Origin of the sequence: Escherichia sp. MOD1-EC6300 (assembly GCF_002965045.1) — a bacterium.
Taxonomy (GTDB): Bacteria; Pseudomonadota; Gammaproteobacteria; order Enterobacterales; family Enterobacteriaceae; genus Escherichia; species Escherichia coli_F.
Map to the genome: position 1 here is coordinate 345949 of NZ_PTRH01000003.1, position 18270 is coordinate 364218.

Below are 18270 nucleotides of genomic sequence, written 5' to 3' on the forward strand. Positions count from 1 at the left end.
ATCTGATGAAATATCAACTTACTGCTCTGGAAGCCCGCGTGATTGGCTGCTTGCTGGAAAAACAGGTGACTACGCCGGAGCAATACCCGCTATCAGTAAATGGTGTAGTAACGGCCTGTAATCAGAAAACGAACCGTGAACCGGTCATGAATCTGAGTGAATCTGAAGTGCAGGAACAGCTGGATAATCTGGTCAAACGTCATTATCTACGCACGGTGAGCGGTTTTGGTAATCGGGTCACCAAATATGAGCAACGTTTTTGTAATTCAGAATTTGGCGATCTGAAACTGAGCGCCGCAGAAGTGGCGTTAATCACCACGTTGTTATTGCGTGGTGCCCAGACGCCGGGTGAACTGCGCAGCCGCGCCGCGCGAATGTATGAATTCAGCGATATGGCGGAAGTGGAGTCGACGCTGGAACAACTGGCGAATCGCGAAGATGGTCCTTTTGTGGTGCGTCTGGCCCGCGAACCGGGTAAACGCGAAAGCCGCTACATGCATCTTTTCAGTGGTGATGTTGAGGAACAGCCGCCGCTAACGGATACGTCGAACGTGGGTAACGGTGATTTACAGGCCCGCGTCGAAACCCTGGAAATTGAAGTGGCAGAACTGAAACAGCGTCTTGATTCGTTGCTTGCCCATCTGGGAGATTAAAGTGAAAAAATTACGTATCGGCGTAGTGGGATTAGGCGGCATCGCGCAAAAAGCGTGGTTGCCGGTGCTGGCGGCAGCATCTGACTGGACCTTACAAGGCGCCTGGTCGCCAACGCGCGCGAAAGCCCTGCCAATTTGTGAAAGCTGGCGCATTCCTTATGCCGATTCGTTATCCAGCCTTGCTGCCTGTTGTGACGCTGTTTATGTGCATTCCAGCACCGCCAGCCACTTTGACGTGGTCAGTGCGTTACTCAATGCGGGGGTGCATGTCTGTGTCGATAAACCGCTGGCAGAAAATCTGCGCGATGCTGAACGGCTGGTTGAACTGGCGGCGCGGAAAAAACTGACGTTGATGGTCGGTTTTAACCGTCGCTTCGCACCACTCTACGTTGAGTTAAAAACACAACTCTCCACCGCCGCCTCGCTAAGAATGGATAAACATCGTAGTAATAGCGTCGGGCCACACGACCTTTATTTCACGTTGCTGGATGATTATCTGCATGTGGTGGATACCGTGCTGTGGTTGTCGGGCGGTAAAGCCTCTCTGGATGGCGGTACGCTACTGACTAATGACGCGGGCGAAATGCTGTTTGCCGAGCACCATTTTTCGGCCGGTCCTTTGCAGATCACCACCTGTATGCATCGCCGTGCCGGAAGTCAGCGTGAAACCGTGCAGGCCGTGACTGACGGTGCGCTCATCGACATTACGGATATGCGCGAATGGCGTGAGGAGCGCGGGCAGGGCGTGGTGCATAAACCGATTCCTGGTTGGCAGAGTACTCTTGAGCAACGTGGATTTGTCGGCTGTGCGCGGCACTTCATTGAATGCGTGCAAAATCAGACAGTTCCGCAAACCGCCGGCGAACAGGCCGTGCTGGCGCAACGTATCGTTGACAAGATCTGGCGCGATGCGATGAGTGAATAAACCCTGTAACATCTGGCGGTAGCAATTCACCATAATCCAGGTAGACTATTCGCCTCTTTCAGCGCCTGCTTTGCAGGCGTTTTGCCCGTGGGTCTGGATTAGAACACCGATGAATTTATTAAAATCGCTGGCCGCCGTCAGCTCGATGACCATGTTTTCGCGTGTGCTTGGCTTCGCACGTGACGCAATTGTCGCCAGAATCTTTGGCGCAGGGATGGCAACAGACGCCTTTTTCGTCGCATTTAAACTTCCTAACTTGTTGCGCCGTATTTTTGCCGAAGGGGCATTTTCCCAGGCATTTGTACCGATTCTGGCGGAATATAAAAGCAAGCAGGGTGAAGACGCCACGCGGGTCTTTGTCTCTTATGTTTCTGGCCTGCTGACACTCGCGCTGGCGGTTGTGACGGTCGCCGGGATGCTCGCCGCGCCGTGGGTGATCATGGTGACCGCGCCGGGTTTTGCTGACACGGCCGACAAATTTGCCCTGACTACCCAGTTATTACAGATTACCTTTCCTTATATCTTGCTGATTTCCCTGGCGTCGCTGGTGGGTGCGATTCTGAATACCTGGAACCGCTTCTCAATTCCGGCGTTTGCCCCGACATTGCTCAATATCAGCATGATTGGCTTTGCGCTGTTTGCCGCACCGTACTTTAACCCACCGGTGCTGGCGCTGGCGTGGGCTGTTACGGTTGGCGGCATCCTGCAGCTGGTGTATCAGCTACCCCATCTGAAGAAGATCGGCATGCTGGTTTTGCCACGCATTAACTTCCACGATGCCGGAGCAATGCGCGTGGTGAAACAGATGGGACCGGCGATCCTTGGCGTCTCTGTGAGCCAGATCTCCTTAATCATCAACACCATTTTTGCCTCATTTCTTGCTTCCGGTTCGGTGTCGTGGATGTATTACGCCGACCGCTTAATGGAGTTCCCCTCCGGTGTTCTGGGCGTGGCGCTTGGCACTATTTTGCTGCCGTCGCTATCTAAAAGTTTTGCCAGCGGCAATCATGATGAATACAACCGTTTGATGGACTGGGGGCTGCGTCTTTGTTTCCTGTTGGCACTGCCGAGTGCGGTTGCGTTGGGCATTCTTTCAGGCCCGTTAACCGTTTCGCTGTTCCAGTACGGTAAATTTACCGCCTTTGATGCGCTGATGACCCAGCGGGCGTTGATTGCCTACTCGGTGGGTTTGATTGGCCTGATTGTCGTGAAAGTGTTGGCTCCTGGCTTTTATTCCCGCCAGGACATTAAAACGCCAGTGAAAATTGCCATCGTTACGCTGATTTTAACGCAATTGATGAACCTGGCATTTATCGGCCCGTTGAAACATGCCGGGCTGTCCCTTTCTATTGGTCTGGCGGCGTGTCTGAATGCTTCTCTGCTTTACTGGCAGTTGCGTAAGCAGAAAATCTTTACCCCGCAACCCGGCTGGATGCCGTTTCTGTTGCGTCTGGTGGTGGCGGTACTGGTGATGTCTGGCGTGCTTTTAGGTATGTTACATATTATGCCTGAGTGGTCACTGGGTACTATGCCCTGGCGTTTACTGCGTTTAATGGCGGTCGTGCTGGCGGGAATTGCCGCGTACTTCGCTGCACTGGCGGTGTTGGGCTTCAAAGTTAAAGAGTTTGCCCGTCGGACGGTATAACAATGCATTCCGGCCTGCACTGCAGGCCGGAGATAATCTTCAGATCGAAATCTTTTTACTGCCGCGATGGGGTATTGATGTCTGACCGTTCGCCCCGTACAGCGTCGGTTCCTGATGCGGTTTTAACATTTCCAGCGCCTGTTGATTGCGCTCAATCTGTCCTTCCAGTAACCAGCCATTATGTTGATTCATTTGACGTAGTTGCTGAGTTTGCACCGTAATTTCCTGCCAACGTTGACTAATATCAACGCTATTTTCTGCATTGGGTTCTTTTCTGCGTAACTGTTCGAGGTAATCCAACGTCGCCAGCAGTGAGCTTTTTTGTTCTGTAATCCATTGCAACTGGCTGCCGTTGATCTGCCCCATTGAGAGATGTTGCTGCTCTTGATCCATTACTGTTTTGAGATCGTTAAGCACTGCGGACATCTGGTCGAGGATCTCTGCAAGACGCGTCATACGATCAGTTACTCTGCAAGTCTTGCTGCGCTTCGTTGATTAGCGCATCGGCAATTTTGCCGGTGTCCATTTTTAGTTCACCGTTACGAATCGCCAGTTTTAACGCTTCGACACGTTCAAGATTGATATCACTGCTGCCGGGTTGCATTAGTTTTGCTTGCGCGTCGCTTAACGTCACACTGGTGCTGGTGGCGGCGGTTGTTTTTGCCGCCCGGGTATTCGTTACCGGCGCGTCAGTGGTTTCACGCGGTTGAACGGTGCTTACGGGCTTCAGAGGTGAAGTGCGGTCAATACTCATGGTTTATTCCTCATTGAGGGCGCTTTTATCATGTGTTGCTTATTTATCGGCATGGGTCGGGTAATCTTTAACAGCTTACAGGTTTATAAGAATATTCCCATCTGCATCAACAACGCCGCTGACCACCTGTCCCGATACCATGCGCACCCGCGCATTCTGTGCGACGGCAGCATTGTTCAACGCCTGACCTTCAGCGTTGGCGCTAAATCCATCACCGTTGGCGATCACGTTGACGCGTTGTCCCGCTTTTACACGCCAGGCCTGGCGCAACTGGGTTAATTGGATAGGTTGTTCGGGTGATAGATCGCGCAGGCTAACGGCATCAATAAGTTGATTGATATCCAACACAGTACGCGGCGGCAAGGTGTCCAGTCGTCCGCGTTTCAGTTTTACATTGCCAGCTTCCAGCTTTCCTCCCCGCACAATGGGCATCGCGGCAACCACATAATTTCCTGTGGCCTGTACATTGACTTGCAAATATCGTTTGTCGTTACCGCAGCGTGCCAGCACATTCACATTTCCCCACAGGCGGGAATTATTGCTTATCGAAAGCAGTGGTTGCTCGCACGGCGGAAGTAGATGGGGCGATGTACGAATAGAAACACGAACCTCATCACTTACTCCCGCGAGCTGGGCGCTAAAAAAGGTTTGTAACTGCGATGTGAGATTGCTCGCCGTACTTAACGGACTGAACAGTATCGCAATGATCGCCACGCTACGTTTTATTGTCAGCATTTTCGCTCCCAGCCATTTCTACAACGTGAATTGTACCTGTACGCAATGACCATCAACGGCATAAATAGCGACCCATTTTGCGTTTATTCCGCCGATAACGCGCGCGTAAAGGCATTTAAGCTGATGGCAGAATTTTGATACTTGCGGAGGAGATATGCTCGATAAGCTCGACGCCGCCTTACGTTTTCAACAAGAGGCGCTCAATCTGCGCGCCCAGCGTCAGGAAGTGCTGGCAGCAAACATCGCCAATGCCGATACCCCTGGTTATCAGGCACGCGATATCGATTTTGCCAGTGAACTTAAAAAGGTCATGCAGCGTGGACGGGATGAAACCAGCATGGTTGCGCTGACGATGACCTCAACGCAACACATTCCGGCGCAGGCGCTGACGCCTCCTACCGCAGAACTGCAATACCGTATTCCGGACCAGCCTTCGCTGGACGGTAATACCGTCGATATGGATCGCGAACGCACTCAGTTTGCCGATAACAGCCTGCAATACCAGATGAGCCTTAGCGCGTTGAGCGGGCAAATCAAAGGCATGATGAACGTTTTACAGAGCGGAAATTAACGGATGGCACTGCTGAACATTTTTGATATCGCCGGGTCGGCGTTAACTGCCCAGTCCCAGCGCCTGAATGTGGCGGCCAGTAATCTGGCGAATGCTGATAGCGTGACCGGTCCCGATGGACAGCCATATCGGGCAAAACAGGTGGTATTCCAGGTGAACGCTGCGCCAGGCGCTGCGACAGGCGGCGTAAAGGTTGCCGATGTTATAGAAAGTCAGGCTCCGGACAAACTGGTTTATGAACCGGGTAATCCGCTGGCGGATGCAAAGGGCTACGTGAAAATGCCAAACGTTGATGTTGTCGGCGAGATGGTTAACACCATGTCGGCGTCACGCAGCTATCAGGCCAATGTTGAAGTGCTCAACACGGTGAAAAGCATGATGCTGAAAACCCTTACGCTTGGTCAATAAAGGAGAAATCTATGTCCATTGCGGTAACCACCACCGATCCGACAAATACCGGCGTCAGCACCACCAGCAGTAGCTCACTCACGGGTAGCAACGCCGCAGATTTACAAAGCAGTTTTCTGACTTTGCTGGTGGCGCAGCTGAAAAACCAGGACCCGACCAATCCAATGGAAAACAACGAGCTGACGTCGCAATTGGCACAAATCAGCACGGTCAGCGGGATTGAAAAACTCAATACCACGCTCGGATCTATTTCCGGACAGATTGATAACAGCCAGTCGTTACAGGCCAGTAACCTGATCGGTCACGGTGTGATGATCCCCGGCACCACAGTTCTTGCCGGAACCGGCAGTGAAGAAGGGGCTGTGACCACGACCACACCGTTTGGTGTTGAGTTGCAGCAGGCGGCAGACAAAGTTACGGCCACCATCACCGATAAAAACGGCGCGGTTGTCCGTACCATTGATATCGGTGAACTGACTGCCGGAGTCCACAGTTTCACCTGGGACGGTACGTTGACTGACGGCAGCACTGCGCCGAACGGTTCTTACAATGTAGCGATTAGCGCCAGTAGCGGTGGTACACAACTGGTTGCCCAGCCGCTGCAGTTTGCTCTGGTGCAGGGTGTGATCCGCGGCAACAACGGTAATACGCTGGATCTCGGCACTTACGGCACCACCACCCTCGACGAAGTACGGCAGATAATTTAAAGCCCTCAAATTTCAGGAGTCAGTCATGGCCTTTTCTCAAGCGGTTAGCGGATTAAACGCTGCCGCCACCAACCTCGATGTTATTGGCAACAATATCGCCAACTCCGCCACCTACGGCTTTAAATCAGGCACGGCCTCTTTTGCCGATATGTTTGCCGGTTCGAAAGTGGGACTGGGGGTAAAAGTTGCCGGTATCACTCAGGACTTTACCGATGGCACGACCACCAACACCGGGCGAGGTCTGGACGTTGCTATCAGCCAGAATGGTTTTTTCCGTCTGGTAGACAGCAATGGTTCGGTTTTTTACAGCCGTAATGGACAATTTAAGCTTGATGAAAATCGTAACCTGGTGAACATGCAAGGATTACAGCTGACGGGGTATCCGGCAACCGGTACGCCGCCGACTATTCAACAAGGGGCGAATCCGACCAATATTTCGATCCCGAATACCCTGATGGCAGCGAAAACTACCACCACGGCGTCGATGCAGATCAACCTGAATTCCAGTGATCCGCTTCCCTCTGTTAAAGGATTCGATGCCAGCAATGCGGATAGCTATAACAAAAAAGGTTCGGTGACTGTTTTCGATAGTCAGGGTAATGCTCATGATATGAGCGTTTATTTTGTGAAGACCGGGGATAATAACTGGGATGTTTACACCCTGGATAGCAGTGATCCAAAAGGCACAGCTAACCCTGCAACGACGCTGGTGTTTAATGCCAATGGCGTTCTGACCTCAGATCCAACAAAGGATATTACCACCGGAGCAATTAACGGCGCAGATCCCGCCACGTTTAGCCTGAGCTTCCTCAACTCCATGCAGCAAAATACCGGTGCTAACAACATTGTGGCAACCACCCAGAACGGCTACAAACCGGGCGATCTGGTGAGTTATCAAATCAATGATGACGGTACGGTTGTCGGCAACTATTCCAACGAACAAACCCAACTGCTGGGGCAGATTGTACTGGCGAACTTTGCCAACAACGAAGGTCTGGCATCCGAAGGCGACAACGTCTGGTCTGCGACGCAATCTTCTGGCGTGGCGCTGTTGGGGACAGCCGGGACGGGCAACTTTGGCACCCTGACCAACGGTGCGCTGGAAGCGTCCAATGTCGATCTCAGCAAAGAACTGGTCAATATGATCGTTGCCCAGCGTAACTATCAGTCTAACGCCCAGACCATCAAAACCCAGGACCAGATCCTCAACACGCTGGTTAACTTACGCTAATCGCTGACGGGATAGCTCAATGGATCACGCAATTTATACCGCGATGGGGGCAGCCAGCCAGACGCTGAATCAACAGGCGGTGACCGCCAGTAATCTGGCCAATGCCTCTACGCCCGGTTTTCGCGCACAGTTAAACGCCTTGCGTGCAGTGCCGGTGGAAGGGCTTTCACTACCCACGCGCACGCTGGTTACGGCGTCAACACCGGGTGCTGACATGACGCCCGGTAAGATGGATTACACCTCGCGCCCGCTGGACGTCGCGTTGCAGCAGGACGGCTGGCTGGCCGTGCAGACCGATGACGGTAGCGAAGGGTATACGCGTAATGGCAGCATTCAGGTTGATCCCACCGGGCAACTGACAATTCAGGGGCATCCGGTGATCGGCGAGGCGGGGCCAATTGCTGTGCCGGAAGGGGCGGAAATCACTGTTGCTGCCGATGGCACAATCTCAGCGCTGAATTCTGGCGATCCGGCAAATACGGTTGCACCAGTGGGGCGTCTGAAGCTGGTGAAAGCCACGGGCAGCGAAGTGCAGCGCGGTGACGACGGCATTTTTCGTTTAAGCGCAGAAAGCCAGGCTACGCGTGGGCCGGTACTGCAGGCAGATCCAACCTTACGTGTGATGTCGGGGGTTCTGGAAGGCAGTAACGTCAATGCCGTTGCGGCAATGAGCGACATGATTGCCAGCGCGCGGCGTTTTGAAATGCAGATGAAGGTGATCAGCAGCGTCGATGATAACGCAGGCCGTGCCAACCAACTGCTGTCGATGAGTTAATTGAACGGATACATGACAAACGTAAGTTGCCCGGTGTGCAAACTTATCGGTCTACGGGGTACATCGCAATTTATTGATTTTTCTATACCTTGTAGGCCGGATAAGGCGTTTACGCCGCATCCGGCATGAAGACATATGCATTTTGTCAATAATCCACCACAGGACATTTTATGATCAGTTCATTATGGATCGCCAAAACGGGCCTTGACGCCCAGCAAACCAATATGGACGTCATTGCCAACAACCTGGCAAACGTCAGTACCAACGGTTTTAAGCGCCAGCGCGCGGTGTTTGAAGATCTGCTGTATCAAACCATTCGCCAGCCGGGGGCACAGTCTTCCGAACAAACCACCTTGCCATCCGGGTTGCAAATCGGCACGGGGGTACGTCCGGTCGCCACTGAACGCTTACACAGCCAGGGCAACCTGTCGCAGACCAACAACAGTAAAGACGTCGCGATTAAAGGGCAGGGCTTTTTTCAGGTGATGTTGCCAGATGGCTCATCAGCCTATACCCGCGACGGCTCTTTCCAGGTGGATCAGAACGGGCAACTGGTGACGGCTGGTGGTTTTCAGGTGCAGCCAGCGATCACCATTCCGGCGAATGCGTTAAGTATCACCATCGGTCGTGATGGCGTGGTCAGCGTAACCCAACAAGGCCAGGCAGCTCCGGTTCAGGTTGGGCAGCTCAATCTCACCACCTTTATGAATGATACCGGACTGGAGAGCATTGGCGAAAACCTCTACACCGAAACGCAATCCTCCGGTGCACCGAACGAAAGCACGCCGGGCCTGAACGGCGCGGGACTGCTTTATCAAGGGTATGTTGAAACGTCTAACGTTAACGTGGCGGAAGAACTGGTCAATATGATTCAGGTGCAACGCGCTTACGAAATCAACAGTAAAGCGGTATCCACCACCGATCAGATGCTGCAAAAACTGACGCAACTCTAAGGCATAACCGGTGGCAGATTCACCGGGTTACTGATTTTTGAAGATGATAGCCATGCAAAAAAACGCTGCGCATACTTATGCCATTTCCAGCTTGTTGGTGCTTTCACTAACCGGCTGCGCCTGGATACCCTCCACGCCGCTGGTACAGGGGGCGACCAGTGCACAACCGGTTCCCGGTCCGACGCCCGTCGCCAACGGTTCTATTTTCCAGTCTGCTCAGCCGATTAACTATGGCTATCAACCGCTGTTTGAAGATCGTCGACCACGCAATATTGGCGATACGCTGACCATCGTGTTGCAGGAGAACGTCAGCGCCAGCAAAAGCTCCTCTGCGAATGCCAGCCGTGACGGTAAAACTAATTTTGGCTTTGATACTGTGCCGCGCTATTTGCAGGGGCTGTTTGGTAACGCTCGTGCCGATGTCGAAGCCTCTGGTGGCAACACGTTCAACGGAAAAGGCGGGGCCAATGCCAGCAATACCTTTAGCGGCACGTTGACGGTGACGGTTGACCAGGTACTGGTCAACGGCAACCTGCATGTGGTGGGTGAAAAACAGATCGCCATTAATCAGGGTACCGAATTTATTCGCTTCTCTGGTGTAGTTAATCCTCGCACCATCAGCGGCAGTAATACCGTACCGTCTACTCAGGTGGCGGATGCGCGCATTGAATACGTAGGCAATGGCTACATTAACGAAGCGCAAAATATGGGCTGGTTGCAGCGTTTCTTCCTTAACCTGTCGCCAATGTAAGTGAGGCTGTGGTGATTAAATTTCTCTCTGCATTAATTCTTCTACTGGTTATCACGGCAGCTCAGGCTGAGCGTATTCGCGATCTCACCAGTGTTCAGGGGGTAAGGCAAAACTCACTGATTGGCTATGGCCTGGTGGTGGGGCTGGATGGCACCGGTGACCAGACAACTCAGACGCCGTTTACCACACAAACGCTTAATAACATGCTCTCACAGCTGGGAATTACCGTTCCGACGGGCACTAATATGCAGCTAAAAAACGTCGCTGCGGTAATGGTGACGGCGTCACTTCCACCGTTTGGACGTCAGGGGCAAACCATTGACGTGGTGGTTTCTTCCATGGGAAATGCCAAAAGTCTGCGTGGCGGTACGTTATTGATGACACCGCTTAAGGGCGTTGACAGTCAGGTGTATGCGCTGGCACAGGGCAATATTCTGGTTGGCGGCGCAGGGGCCTCCGCTGGCGGTAGCAGTGTTCAGGTGAACCAACTGAACGGTGGACGGATCACCAATGGTGCGGTTATTGAACGTGAATTGCCCAGCCAGTTTGGCGTCGGGAATACCCTTAATTTGCAACTTAACGACGAAGATTTCAGTATGGCGCAGCAAATCGCTGACACCATCAACCGCGTGCGTGGATATGGCAGCGCCACCGCGTTAGATGCGCGGACTATTCAGGTGCGCGTACCGAGTGGCAACAGTTCCCAGGTCCGTTTCCTTGCCGATATCCAGAATATGCAGGTTAATGTCTCCCCGCAGGACGCTAAAGTAGTGATTAACTCGCGCACTGGTTCGGTGGTGATGAATCGCGAAGTGACCCTCGACAGCTGCGCGGTAGCGCAGGGGAATCTCTCGGTTACGGTAAATCGGCAGGCCAATGTCAGCCAGCCAGATACACCGTTTGGTGGCGGGCAGACTGTGGTTACTCCACAGACGCAGATCGATTTACGCCAGAGCGGCGGTTCGCTGCAAAGCGTACGTTCCAGCGCCAGCCTCAATAACGTGGTGCGTGCGCTCAATGCGCTGGGCGCTACGCCGATGGATCTGATGTCCATACTGCAATCAATGCAAAGTGCGGGATGTCTGCGGGCAAAACTGGAAATCATCTGATGATCAGCGACAGCAAACTACTGGCAAGTGCGGCCTGGGATGCACAATCGCTCAACGAACTTAAGGCGAAAGCGGGCGAAGATCCGGCGGCAAATATCCGTCCGGTGGCCCGCCAGGTGGAAGGGATGTTCGTGCAGATGATGTTGAAAAGCATGCGCGACGCTTTACCAAAAGATGGCCTGTTCAGCAGCGAGCACACTCGCCTGTATACCAGTATGTATGACCAGCAGATTGCCCAACAGATGACGGCGGGCAAAGGTCTGGGGCTGGCAGAGATGATGGTTAAACAGATGACGCCAGAACAACCATCGCCAGAGGAGTCCACGCCAGCAGCACCGATGAAATTCCCGCTCGAAACCGTGGTGCGTTATCAAAATCAGACGCTTTCGCAGCTGGTGCAAAAGGCCGTACCACGTAACTACGATGATTCGCTGCCGGGTGACAGTAAAGCATTCCTCGCGCAACTCTCGTTGCCCGCCCAACTGGCAAGCCAGCAAAGCGGTGTGCCACATCATTTGATCCTCGCTCAGGCGGCGCTGGAATCTGGCTGGGGACAACGGCAAATCCGCCGTGAAAACGGCGAGCCGAGCTATAACCTGTTTGGCGTCAAAGCCTCTGGCAACTGGAAAGGGCCAGTCACTGAAATCACCACGACTGAATATGAAAATGGCGAAGCGAAGAAAGTAAAAGCGAAGTTTCGGGTCTACAGCTCGTATCTGGAAGCATTGTCGGATTACGTTGGGCTATTAACACGTAACCCGCGCTACGCTGCCGTGACGACCGCCGCGAGTGCGGAGCAGGGGGCGCAGGCCCTACAGGACGCGGGCTATGCCACCGATCCTCACTATGCCCGCAAACTCACCAGCATGATTCAGCAGATGAAATCGATAAGCGACAAGGTGAGCAAAACCTACAGCATGAACATTGATAATCTGTTCTGAATAACTCAAGTCCGGCGTGTCGCTGCCGATAATACTCTGTAATTGAAGGCTTATAAGGAACCTCCATGTCCAGCTTGATCAATAACGCCATGAGCGGACTGAACGCGGCTCAGGCGGCGTTAAATACGGCAAGTAATAATATTTCCAGCTATAACGTTGCCGGATATACCCGCCAAACCACTATTATGGCGCAGGCCAACAGCACGTTGGGCGCGGGTGGCTGGGTTGGCAATGGCGTCTACGTTTCTGGTGTGCAGCGTGAGTATGATGCGTTTATTACCAACCAGTTACGTGCTGCGCAGACGCAAAGTAGCGGCCTGACTGCCCGCTATGAGCAGATGTCGAAAATCGACAATATGCTCTCCACCAGTACCTCTTCGCTGGCAACACAGATGCAGGATTTCTTCACCAGCCTGCAAACGCTGGTAAGTAACGCGGAAGACCCGGCAGCACGCCAGGCGCTGATTGGGAAATCAGAAGGGTTGGTGAATCAGTTTAAAACCACCGATCAATATCTGCGCGACCAGGACAAACAGGTCAATATCGCGATAGGTGCCAGCGTTGATCAGATCAACAATTACGCTAAACAAATCGCCAGCCTGAACGATCAGATCTCCCGCCTGACAGGCGTGGGGGCAGGGGCGTCACCTAACAATCTGCTGGATCAACGCGATCAACTGGTGAGCGAATTAAACCAGATTGTTGGCGTAGAAGTCAGCGTTCAGGATGGTGGCACTTATAACATCACGATGGCCAATGGCTACTCACTGGTTCAGGGTAGTACGGCGCGGCAGCTGGCGGCAGTTCCTTCCAGCGCCGACCCTTCTCGTACGACTGTCGCTTATGTTGATGGGACTGCGGGCAATCTTGAGATCCCGGAGAAATTGCTGAATACCGGGTCACTGGGCGGTATTCTGACATTTCGTTCTCAGGATCTCGACCAGACGCGTAATACGCTCGGACAACTGGCGCTGGCATTTGCCGAGGCTTTCAATGCCCAACATAACAAGGGGTATGATGCCAATGGTAAAGAAGGGGAGGATTTCTTTGCTATCGGTAAGCCCGCGGTTCTGCAAAATACTAACAACAATGGTGGCGTTGCGATCGGTGCAACGGTAACTGATGCCTCCGCGGTACTGGCGACAGATTACAAAATCTCGTTCGATAATAATCAGTGGCAGGTCACCCGCCTTGCCAGCAATACCACTTTTACGGTGGCGCCGGATGCCAACGGTAAAGTGGCATTTGATGGTCTGGAGTTGACGTTTACAGGAACGCCTGCCGTTAACGACAGCTTCACGCTGAAACCGGTAAGTGACGCCATCGTCAACATGGATGTATTAATCACTGACGAAGCGAAAATCGCCATGGCGAGCGAAGAAGATGCGGGTGATAGCGACAACCGCAACGGTCAGGCCCTGCTGGATCTGCAAAGCAACAGTAAAACGGTGGGCGGTGCGAAATCCTTTAACGATGCTTATGCATCGTTAGTGAGTGATATCGGTAATAAAACCGCGACGTTGAAAACCAGTAGCGCCACGCAAGGTAATGTGGTGACGCAGCTTTCCAATCAGCAGCAGTCGATTTCCGGTGTCAATCTCGATGAGGAGTACGGAAATTTGCAACGTTTTCAGCAGTATTACCTGGCGAATGCGCAGGTTCTGCAGACGGCAAACGCGATTTTTGATGCGCTGATTAACATTCGCTAAGGGGAGATAAAATGCGTTTCAGTACCCAGATGATGTACCAGCAAAACATGCGTGGCATCACCAATTCTCAGGCAGAATGGATGAAGTACGGCGAACAGATGTCGACGGGTAAGCGAGTCGTTAACCCTTCAGATGATCCCATTGCTGCATCACAAGCTGTTGTTCTCTCCCAGGCACAGGCGCAAAACAGTCAGTACACGCTGGCGCGTACTTTCGCCACTCAAAAAGTGTCACTGGAAGAGAGTGTGCTTAGCCAGGTCACCACTGCTATCCAGAATGCTCAGGAAAAAATTGTCTACGCCAGCAATGGCACCTTGAGTGACGATGACCGGGCCTCACTGGCTACGGATATTCAGGGGCTTCGTGACCAGTTGCTGAATCTGGCGAACACCACTGACGGTAACGGGCGCTACATTTTTGCCGGTTATAAAACAGAAACTGCGCCGTTTAGTGAGGCAGACGGCGAATATGTTGGCGGAGCAGAAAGTATTAAACAACAGGTCGATGCTTCGCGTTCGATGGTGATAGGGCACACGGGTGACAAAATTTTCGACAGTATTACCAGCAACGCGGTAGCGGAACCAGACGGTAGCGCTTCTGAAACCAATCTTTTTGCCATGCTGGATAGCGCCATCGCAGCCCTGAAAACGCCGGTCGCGGATAGCGAAGCGGATAAAGAAACCGCCGCTGCGACACTGGATAAAACCAACCGCGGACTGAAAAATTCGCTGAATAATGTGCTGACCGTTCGCGCGGAATTAGGCACGCAGCTGAACGAACTGGAGTCGCTGGATTCATTAGGTAGCGATCGCGCTTTAGGGCAAACGCAGCAGATGAGCGATCTGGTTGATGTGGACTGGAATGCAACTATTTCATCTTACATCATGCAGCAAACGGCATTGCAGGCATCGTATAAAGCATTTACCGATATGCAGGGATTGTCGCTGTTCCAGCTCAACAAATAAGCTCGCTTTAAAACATATCATGAAACTGGGTATGTTTTGTCTGCCTGCTCTGGGATCGCCGGGGCGGGCATTTTTTTGCCTATTTTGTATTGTTGGTTAGCAAGGATGCCATTCGATGAATTTTAATATGTTGATTTAAAGATGAAATAAAAAAGCCCTGGCAGTTACCAGGGCTTGATTACTTGAGCTAATTATTACTCAACAGGTTGCGGACGCGCAGGCGCGGCAGATGCATGATGCGTTGCCGTATGACCACCTGCAGCACCTTTACCTTCGAAGGTAAAAGCAGGGCGCTGCCAGTCACTGTGACGCGGTGCCTCCGGAACATATGCCGGAGCCGGAGCACGCGTCATTGGCGCGGTAGCGTGGTTATGCTCAACAGCTAATACAGGTTCAACAGCGGCTACCGTTTCAACTTCTGCTGCGACTTCAGCGACGATTTGCGCGGGAGGTTGAGCAACAACTTCAGGTTCAGCAACCACAACCTCAGCAGTTTCGGCAACTTCTTCAATATCAGCCGTCTCTTCCTGCGGTTCAACCACCGGTTCTGCGTGTTCTGCAACTTCCTGGGCTACGGCAACATCAGACTCGGTAATCACCTGCGGCTGTTCAGTTACCGCGGCGGCAATCACCTCAGGATGCGTCGTTTCAACCACTTCCGGTTGCGGTTCGGCAACCTGAACGGGGGCTTCTACGACTTCAGCCACTTCTTCAACAACCGGCGCGCTAACAACAGGTTCGACAGCGGCGGCGACAGGGACCTCAGTCACCATCGGTTGCACTTGTACTTCTTCCTGTTCGCGCTGCTCTTCAACCTGTACATCTTGCGGACGTACAATCGGATAGCGGATCCAGACTTTGCCAGAGGCCAGTTCCGGAGACGCGCACGCTACGGTTAACGGCATTGGCGACTGGGTCGGATAACGCTCGTCACGATAGCGACGACGACGCTGACCACTTACGCGCAGGTGACGAGGCGAGCGGCGAGAGCGACGCGGCATGCCACCGTTATCACGGTTATCAGCATTGTTCTCTTCCTGCTGTTCCGGCGCAGTTTGCGCTACGACTGGCAGCGGGACTTTCGCCAGTTCTGTACGCGGAGCAGGCACTTCCTGAACGATGGTTTCGGCAGCGGCAGTTTCTTCAACCACTGGTGCGGCTACCGTTTCTTCGGCTACGCTTTGCTCGTAACGCACTTTCTGATTCAGCTGGCGCTGTTTACGACGCGGCTGAACCGGACGTACACGTTCTTCCTGTTCGATTTCCTGAACAGATTGCTCTTCAACATTCAGCGCTTTCGCTTCTTGTTGCGCCTGACGTTTATCATCATTACGGCGGCGGCTACGTTCACGACGCGGCGCTTGCTGCTCGTCGGTGGTACGCGCTTTTTCCGTTACCTCAGCCTGCTGACGGCTCTCACGCGTCTCGGCAGTCTGCTGCTGTGCCTGGCGACGATTACGGCGGTTTTCTTCGCGATTATCGCTGCCTTCATTACGTTCGCTACGTGTGTCGCGGCGTTCATTTCGGTCACGACGGTTGTTCTGACGTGGCTTACGGCGGTCCTGTTGACGTTCCGGTTTCGTTTCAGTTTTCGGTGCCGGTTGCTCGGTCGGTTTGGTTTCTTCACCACCGCTGAACAGCGCTTTCAGTGCGCCGAAGAAGCGGCTCAACAGCCCAGGTTGTGCAGGAGTTGCTGGTGTTGTTGATGCAGCTTTAGGTGCTGGGGCTGCGACAGGCGCGGCAGGTTCAGCTGGGGTTGGCGCTGGCGGCACATCCGGCATGGCAAACGTTGCCAGCGCAGGTTGTTCCGGACGCTTACGTTCAGCGAACTCTTCTTCAGACGGCAGCGCCATCGCTTCTTCATGCAGCTTCGGCAGCATGTAGCTTAAGGTTGGGGTTTCTTCCCCTTTGCGCACGCGCAGCACATGGTAGTGCGGGGTTTCCATCTGATCGTTTGGCACAATCACACAGCGCACGCCGTCCTGACGAGTTTCAATGGCATTTACCGCAGAGCGTTTTTCGTTCAGCAGGTAAGAAGCGATTGGTACAGGAACAATGGCATGCACTTCCTGAGTGTTCTCTTTCAGCGCTTCTTCTTCAATCAGACGCAGAATAGAGAGCGACAGGGATTCGTTGTCACGCACGGTGCCGGTACCGGAGCAGCGCGGGCAGACGTGATGGCTGGATTCACCCAATGATGGGCTCAGGCGCTGACGGGACATTTCCAGCAGGCCAAAGCGAGAAATATGGCTGATTTGAATACGTGCACGGTCCTGACGCACCGCTTCACGCAGACGGTTTTCTACCGCACGCTGGTGGCGTACTGGCGTCATGTCGATGAAGTCGATAACAATCAGGCCGCCGAGGTCACGCAGGCGCAGCTGACGAGCAATCTCATCGGCAGCTTCGAGGTTGGTGTTAAACGCGGTTTCTTCGATATCGCCGCCGCGGGTCGCGCGTGCGGAGTTGATGTCGATGGCTGTTAACGCTTCGGTGCTGTCGATAACAATGGAACCACCGGATGGCAGACGAACTTCACGCTGGAAGGCGGACTCGATCTGCGACTCGATCTGGTAGTGGCTGAACAGCGGAATTTCACCAGTGTACAGCTTGATTTTGCTGCTGAAATCCGGGCGACCTAATGCAGCGATATGCTGACGCGCCAGTTCGAGCACTTTCGGGTTATCGATAAGGATTTCGCCGATGTCCTGACGTAAGTAATCGCGGAATGCGCGAACGATGACGTTGCTCTCCTGATGAATCAGGAATGGAGCAGGGCGGCTTTCAGCGGCTTTTTTGATGGCTTCCCAGTGTTTCAGACGGAAGCTTAAATCCCATTGCAGCGCCTCTGCAGATTTGCCGACGCCAGCGGTGCGCACGATAAGCCCCATGCCTTCCGGCAGTTCAAGGCTTGCCAGTGCTTCTTTTAATTCGGTACGGTCGTCGCCTTCAATACGGCGAGAAATACCACCCGCGCGCGGGTTGTTCGGCATCAGAACCAGATAGCTACCCGCCAGACTGATAAAGGTGGTTAATGCCGCGCCTTTGTTGCCGCGCTCTTCTTTATCGATCTGAACAATGACTTCCTGACCTTCACGCAACACATCTTTAATGTTGGGACGACCATGAGCACTGTAGTTAGCAGGGAAATATTCGCGGGCAATTTCTTTTAGTGGGAGGAAACCGTGACGTTCAGCGCCGTAATCAACAAAAGCAGCTTCCAGACTCGGTTCAATGCGGGTGATTTTACCTTTGTAGATGTTTGCCTTTTTCTGTTCGTGCCCTGGACTTTCGATATCCAGGTCATACAGACGCTGCCCATCTACAAGGGCAACGCGCAACTCTTCCTGCTGAGTTGCGTTGATTAACATTCTTTTCATCGTAACTTACTCATTATTCTTACATTGACGACTAAGCTGCGGGCAAAGTAACGCCTTT

Annotated in this window: 18 protein-coding genes; 14 read left to right on the forward strand and 4 right to left on the reverse strand. The window is 53.1% G+C overall.

Going from position 1 to position 18270, the window contains the following annotated elements:
* The first annotated feature begins 5 nt into the window (after nucleotides 1-5).
* The 3 genes from BGE37_RS06715 (at nucleotide 6) to murJ (ending at nucleotide 3223) form a co-directional block, all read left to right on the forward strand.
* Nucleotides 6-653 (forward strand): YceH family protein, encoded by a 648-nt coding sequence (locus tag BGE37_RS06715; RefSeq protein WP_000877108.1) that lies wholly within the window; start codon nucleotides 6-8, stop codon nucleotides 651-653.
* Between the two features lies 1 nt (nucleotide 654).
* Nucleotides 655-1578, forward strand: a complete 924-nt coding sequence (locus tag BGE37_RS06720; RefSeq protein ID WP_105287890.1) for a Gfo/Idh/MocA family protein — start codon at nucleotides 655-657, stop codon at nucleotides 1576-1578.
* A gap of 109 nt (nucleotides 1579-1687) precedes the next feature.
* Entirely contained in the window at nucleotides 1688-3223 is a 1536-nt protein-coding gene (gene murJ, locus BGE37_RS06725; RefSeq protein WP_001050688.1) for a murein biosynthesis integral membrane protein MurJ, read from the forward strand.
* A 39-nt stretch (nucleotides 3224-3262) separates the two neighbouring features.
* Here murJ and flgN read toward each other — a convergent pair whose 3' ends face one another.
* The 3 genes from flgN to flgA all read right to left on the reverse strand — a co-directional run bounded on the left by flgN (nucleotide 3263) and on the right by flgA (nucleotide 4712).
* Entirely contained in the window at nucleotides 3263-3679 is a 417-nt protein-coding gene (flgN, locus tag BGE37_RS06730; protein ID WP_000197347.1) for a flagella biosynthesis chaperone FlgN, read from the reverse strand.
* A gap of 4 nt (nucleotides 3680-3683) precedes the next feature.
* The gene (gene flgM / locus BGE37_RS06735) at nucleotides 3684-3977 is read right to left on the reverse strand and encodes a flagellar biosynthesis anti-sigma factor FlgM (RefSeq protein WP_000020882.1); all 294 of its coding nucleotides are present in this window, start codon (nucleotides 3975-3977) and stop codon (nucleotides 3684-3686) included.
* A 75-nt stretch (nucleotides 3978-4052) separates the two neighbouring features.
* Nucleotides 4053-4712 carry a flagellar basal body P-ring formation chaperone FlgA gene (gene flgA / locus BGE37_RS06740; protein WP_000955728.1) on the reverse strand — a complete coding sequence of 220 codons (660 nt, stop codon included), beginning with the start codon at nucleotides 4710-4712 and terminating at the stop codon, nucleotides 4053-4055.
* 154 nt (nucleotides 4713-4866) lie between these two features.
* Here flgA and flgB point away from each other — a divergent pair, with 154 nt between their 5' ends.
* From flgB to flgL, 11 genes are all read left to right on the forward strand, one after another.
* Nucleotides 4867-5283, forward strand: a complete 417-nt coding sequence (gene flgB, locus BGE37_RS06745) for a flagellar basal body rod protein FlgB (protein ID WP_000884705.1) — start codon at nucleotides 4867-4869, stop codon at nucleotides 5281-5283.
* A 3-nt stretch (nucleotides 5284-5286) separates the two neighbouring features.
* Nucleotides 5287-5691, forward strand: a complete 405-nt coding sequence (flgC, locus tag BGE37_RS06750; protein ID WP_001196460.1) for a flagellar basal body rod protein FlgC — start codon at nucleotides 5287-5289, stop codon at nucleotides 5689-5691.
* Between the two features lie 11 nt (nucleotides 5692-5702).
* Complete coding sequence (gene flgD, locus BGE37_RS06755; RefSeq protein ID WP_000020488.1) at nucleotides 5703-6398, forward strand: flagellar hook assembly protein FlgD; 696 nt, start codon at nucleotides 5703-5705, stop codon at nucleotides 6396-6398.
* A 25-nt stretch (nucleotides 6399-6423) separates the two neighbouring features.
* On the forward strand, nucleotides 6424-7629 hold the full coding sequence (flgE, locus tag BGE37_RS06760) for a flagellar hook protein FlgE (RefSeq protein WP_032183932.1): 1206 nt from the start codon (nucleotides 6424-6426) through the stop codon (nucleotides 7627-7629).
* A 19-nt stretch (nucleotides 7630-7648) separates the two neighbouring features.
* The gene (gene flgF, locus BGE37_RS06765) at nucleotides 7649-8404 is read left to right on the forward strand and encodes a flagellar basal-body rod protein FlgF (protein ID WP_000349334.1); all 756 of its coding nucleotides are present in this window, start codon (nucleotides 7649-7651) and stop codon (nucleotides 8402-8404) included.
* Between the two features lie 170 nt (nucleotides 8405-8574).
* Nucleotides 8575-9357 carry a flagellar basal-body rod protein FlgG gene (flgG, locus tag BGE37_RS06770; RefSeq protein WP_000625837.1) on the forward strand — a complete coding sequence of 261 codons (783 nt, stop codon included), beginning with the start codon at nucleotides 8575-8577 and terminating at the stop codon, nucleotides 9355-9357.
* A 52-nt stretch (nucleotides 9358-9409) separates the two neighbouring features.
* Nucleotides 9410-10108: a flagellar basal body L-ring protein FlgH gene (gene flgH / locus BGE37_RS06775; protein WP_001295442.1), complete on the forward strand. Its 699-nt coding sequence runs from the start codon at nucleotides 9410-9412 to the stop codon at nucleotides 10106-10108.
* 11 nt (nucleotides 10109-10119) lie between these two features.
* Nucleotides 10120-11217 (forward strand): flagellar basal body P-ring protein FlgI, encoded by a 1098-nt coding sequence (gene flgI, locus BGE37_RS06780; RefSeq protein WP_105277117.1) that lies wholly within the window; start codon nucleotides 10120-10122, stop codon nucleotides 11215-11217.
* Nucleotides 11217-12158 (forward strand): flagellar assembly peptidoglycan hydrolase FlgJ, encoded by a 942-nt coding sequence (gene flgJ / locus BGE37_RS06785; RefSeq protein ID WP_105277118.1) that lies wholly within the window; start codon nucleotides 11217-11219, stop codon nucleotides 12156-12158. Before flgI ends, flgJ begins: the two co-directional genes overlap by 1 nt.
* Nucleotides 12159-12223: 65 nt before the next feature.
* On the forward strand, nucleotides 12224-13867 hold the full coding sequence (flgK, locus tag BGE37_RS06790; RefSeq protein WP_105287891.1) for a flagellar hook-associated protein FlgK: 1644 nt from the start codon (nucleotides 12224-12226) through the stop codon (nucleotides 13865-13867).
* Nucleotides 13868-13878: 11 nt separating this feature from the next.
* On the forward strand, nucleotides 13879-14832 hold the full coding sequence (gene flgL / locus BGE37_RS06795; protein ID WP_105287892.1) for a flagellar hook-associated protein FlgL: 954 nt from the start codon (nucleotides 13879-13881) through the stop codon (nucleotides 14830-14832).
* A gap of 194 nt (nucleotides 14833-15026) precedes the next feature.
* Here flgL and rne read toward each other — a convergent pair whose 3' ends face one another.
* Nucleotides 15027-18212: a ribonuclease E gene (gene rne / locus BGE37_RS06800; protein ID WP_105287893.1), complete on the reverse strand. Its 3186-nt coding sequence runs from the start codon at nucleotides 18210-18212 to the stop codon at nucleotides 15027-15029.
* Between the last annotated feature and the right edge of the window lie 58 nt (nucleotides 18213-18270).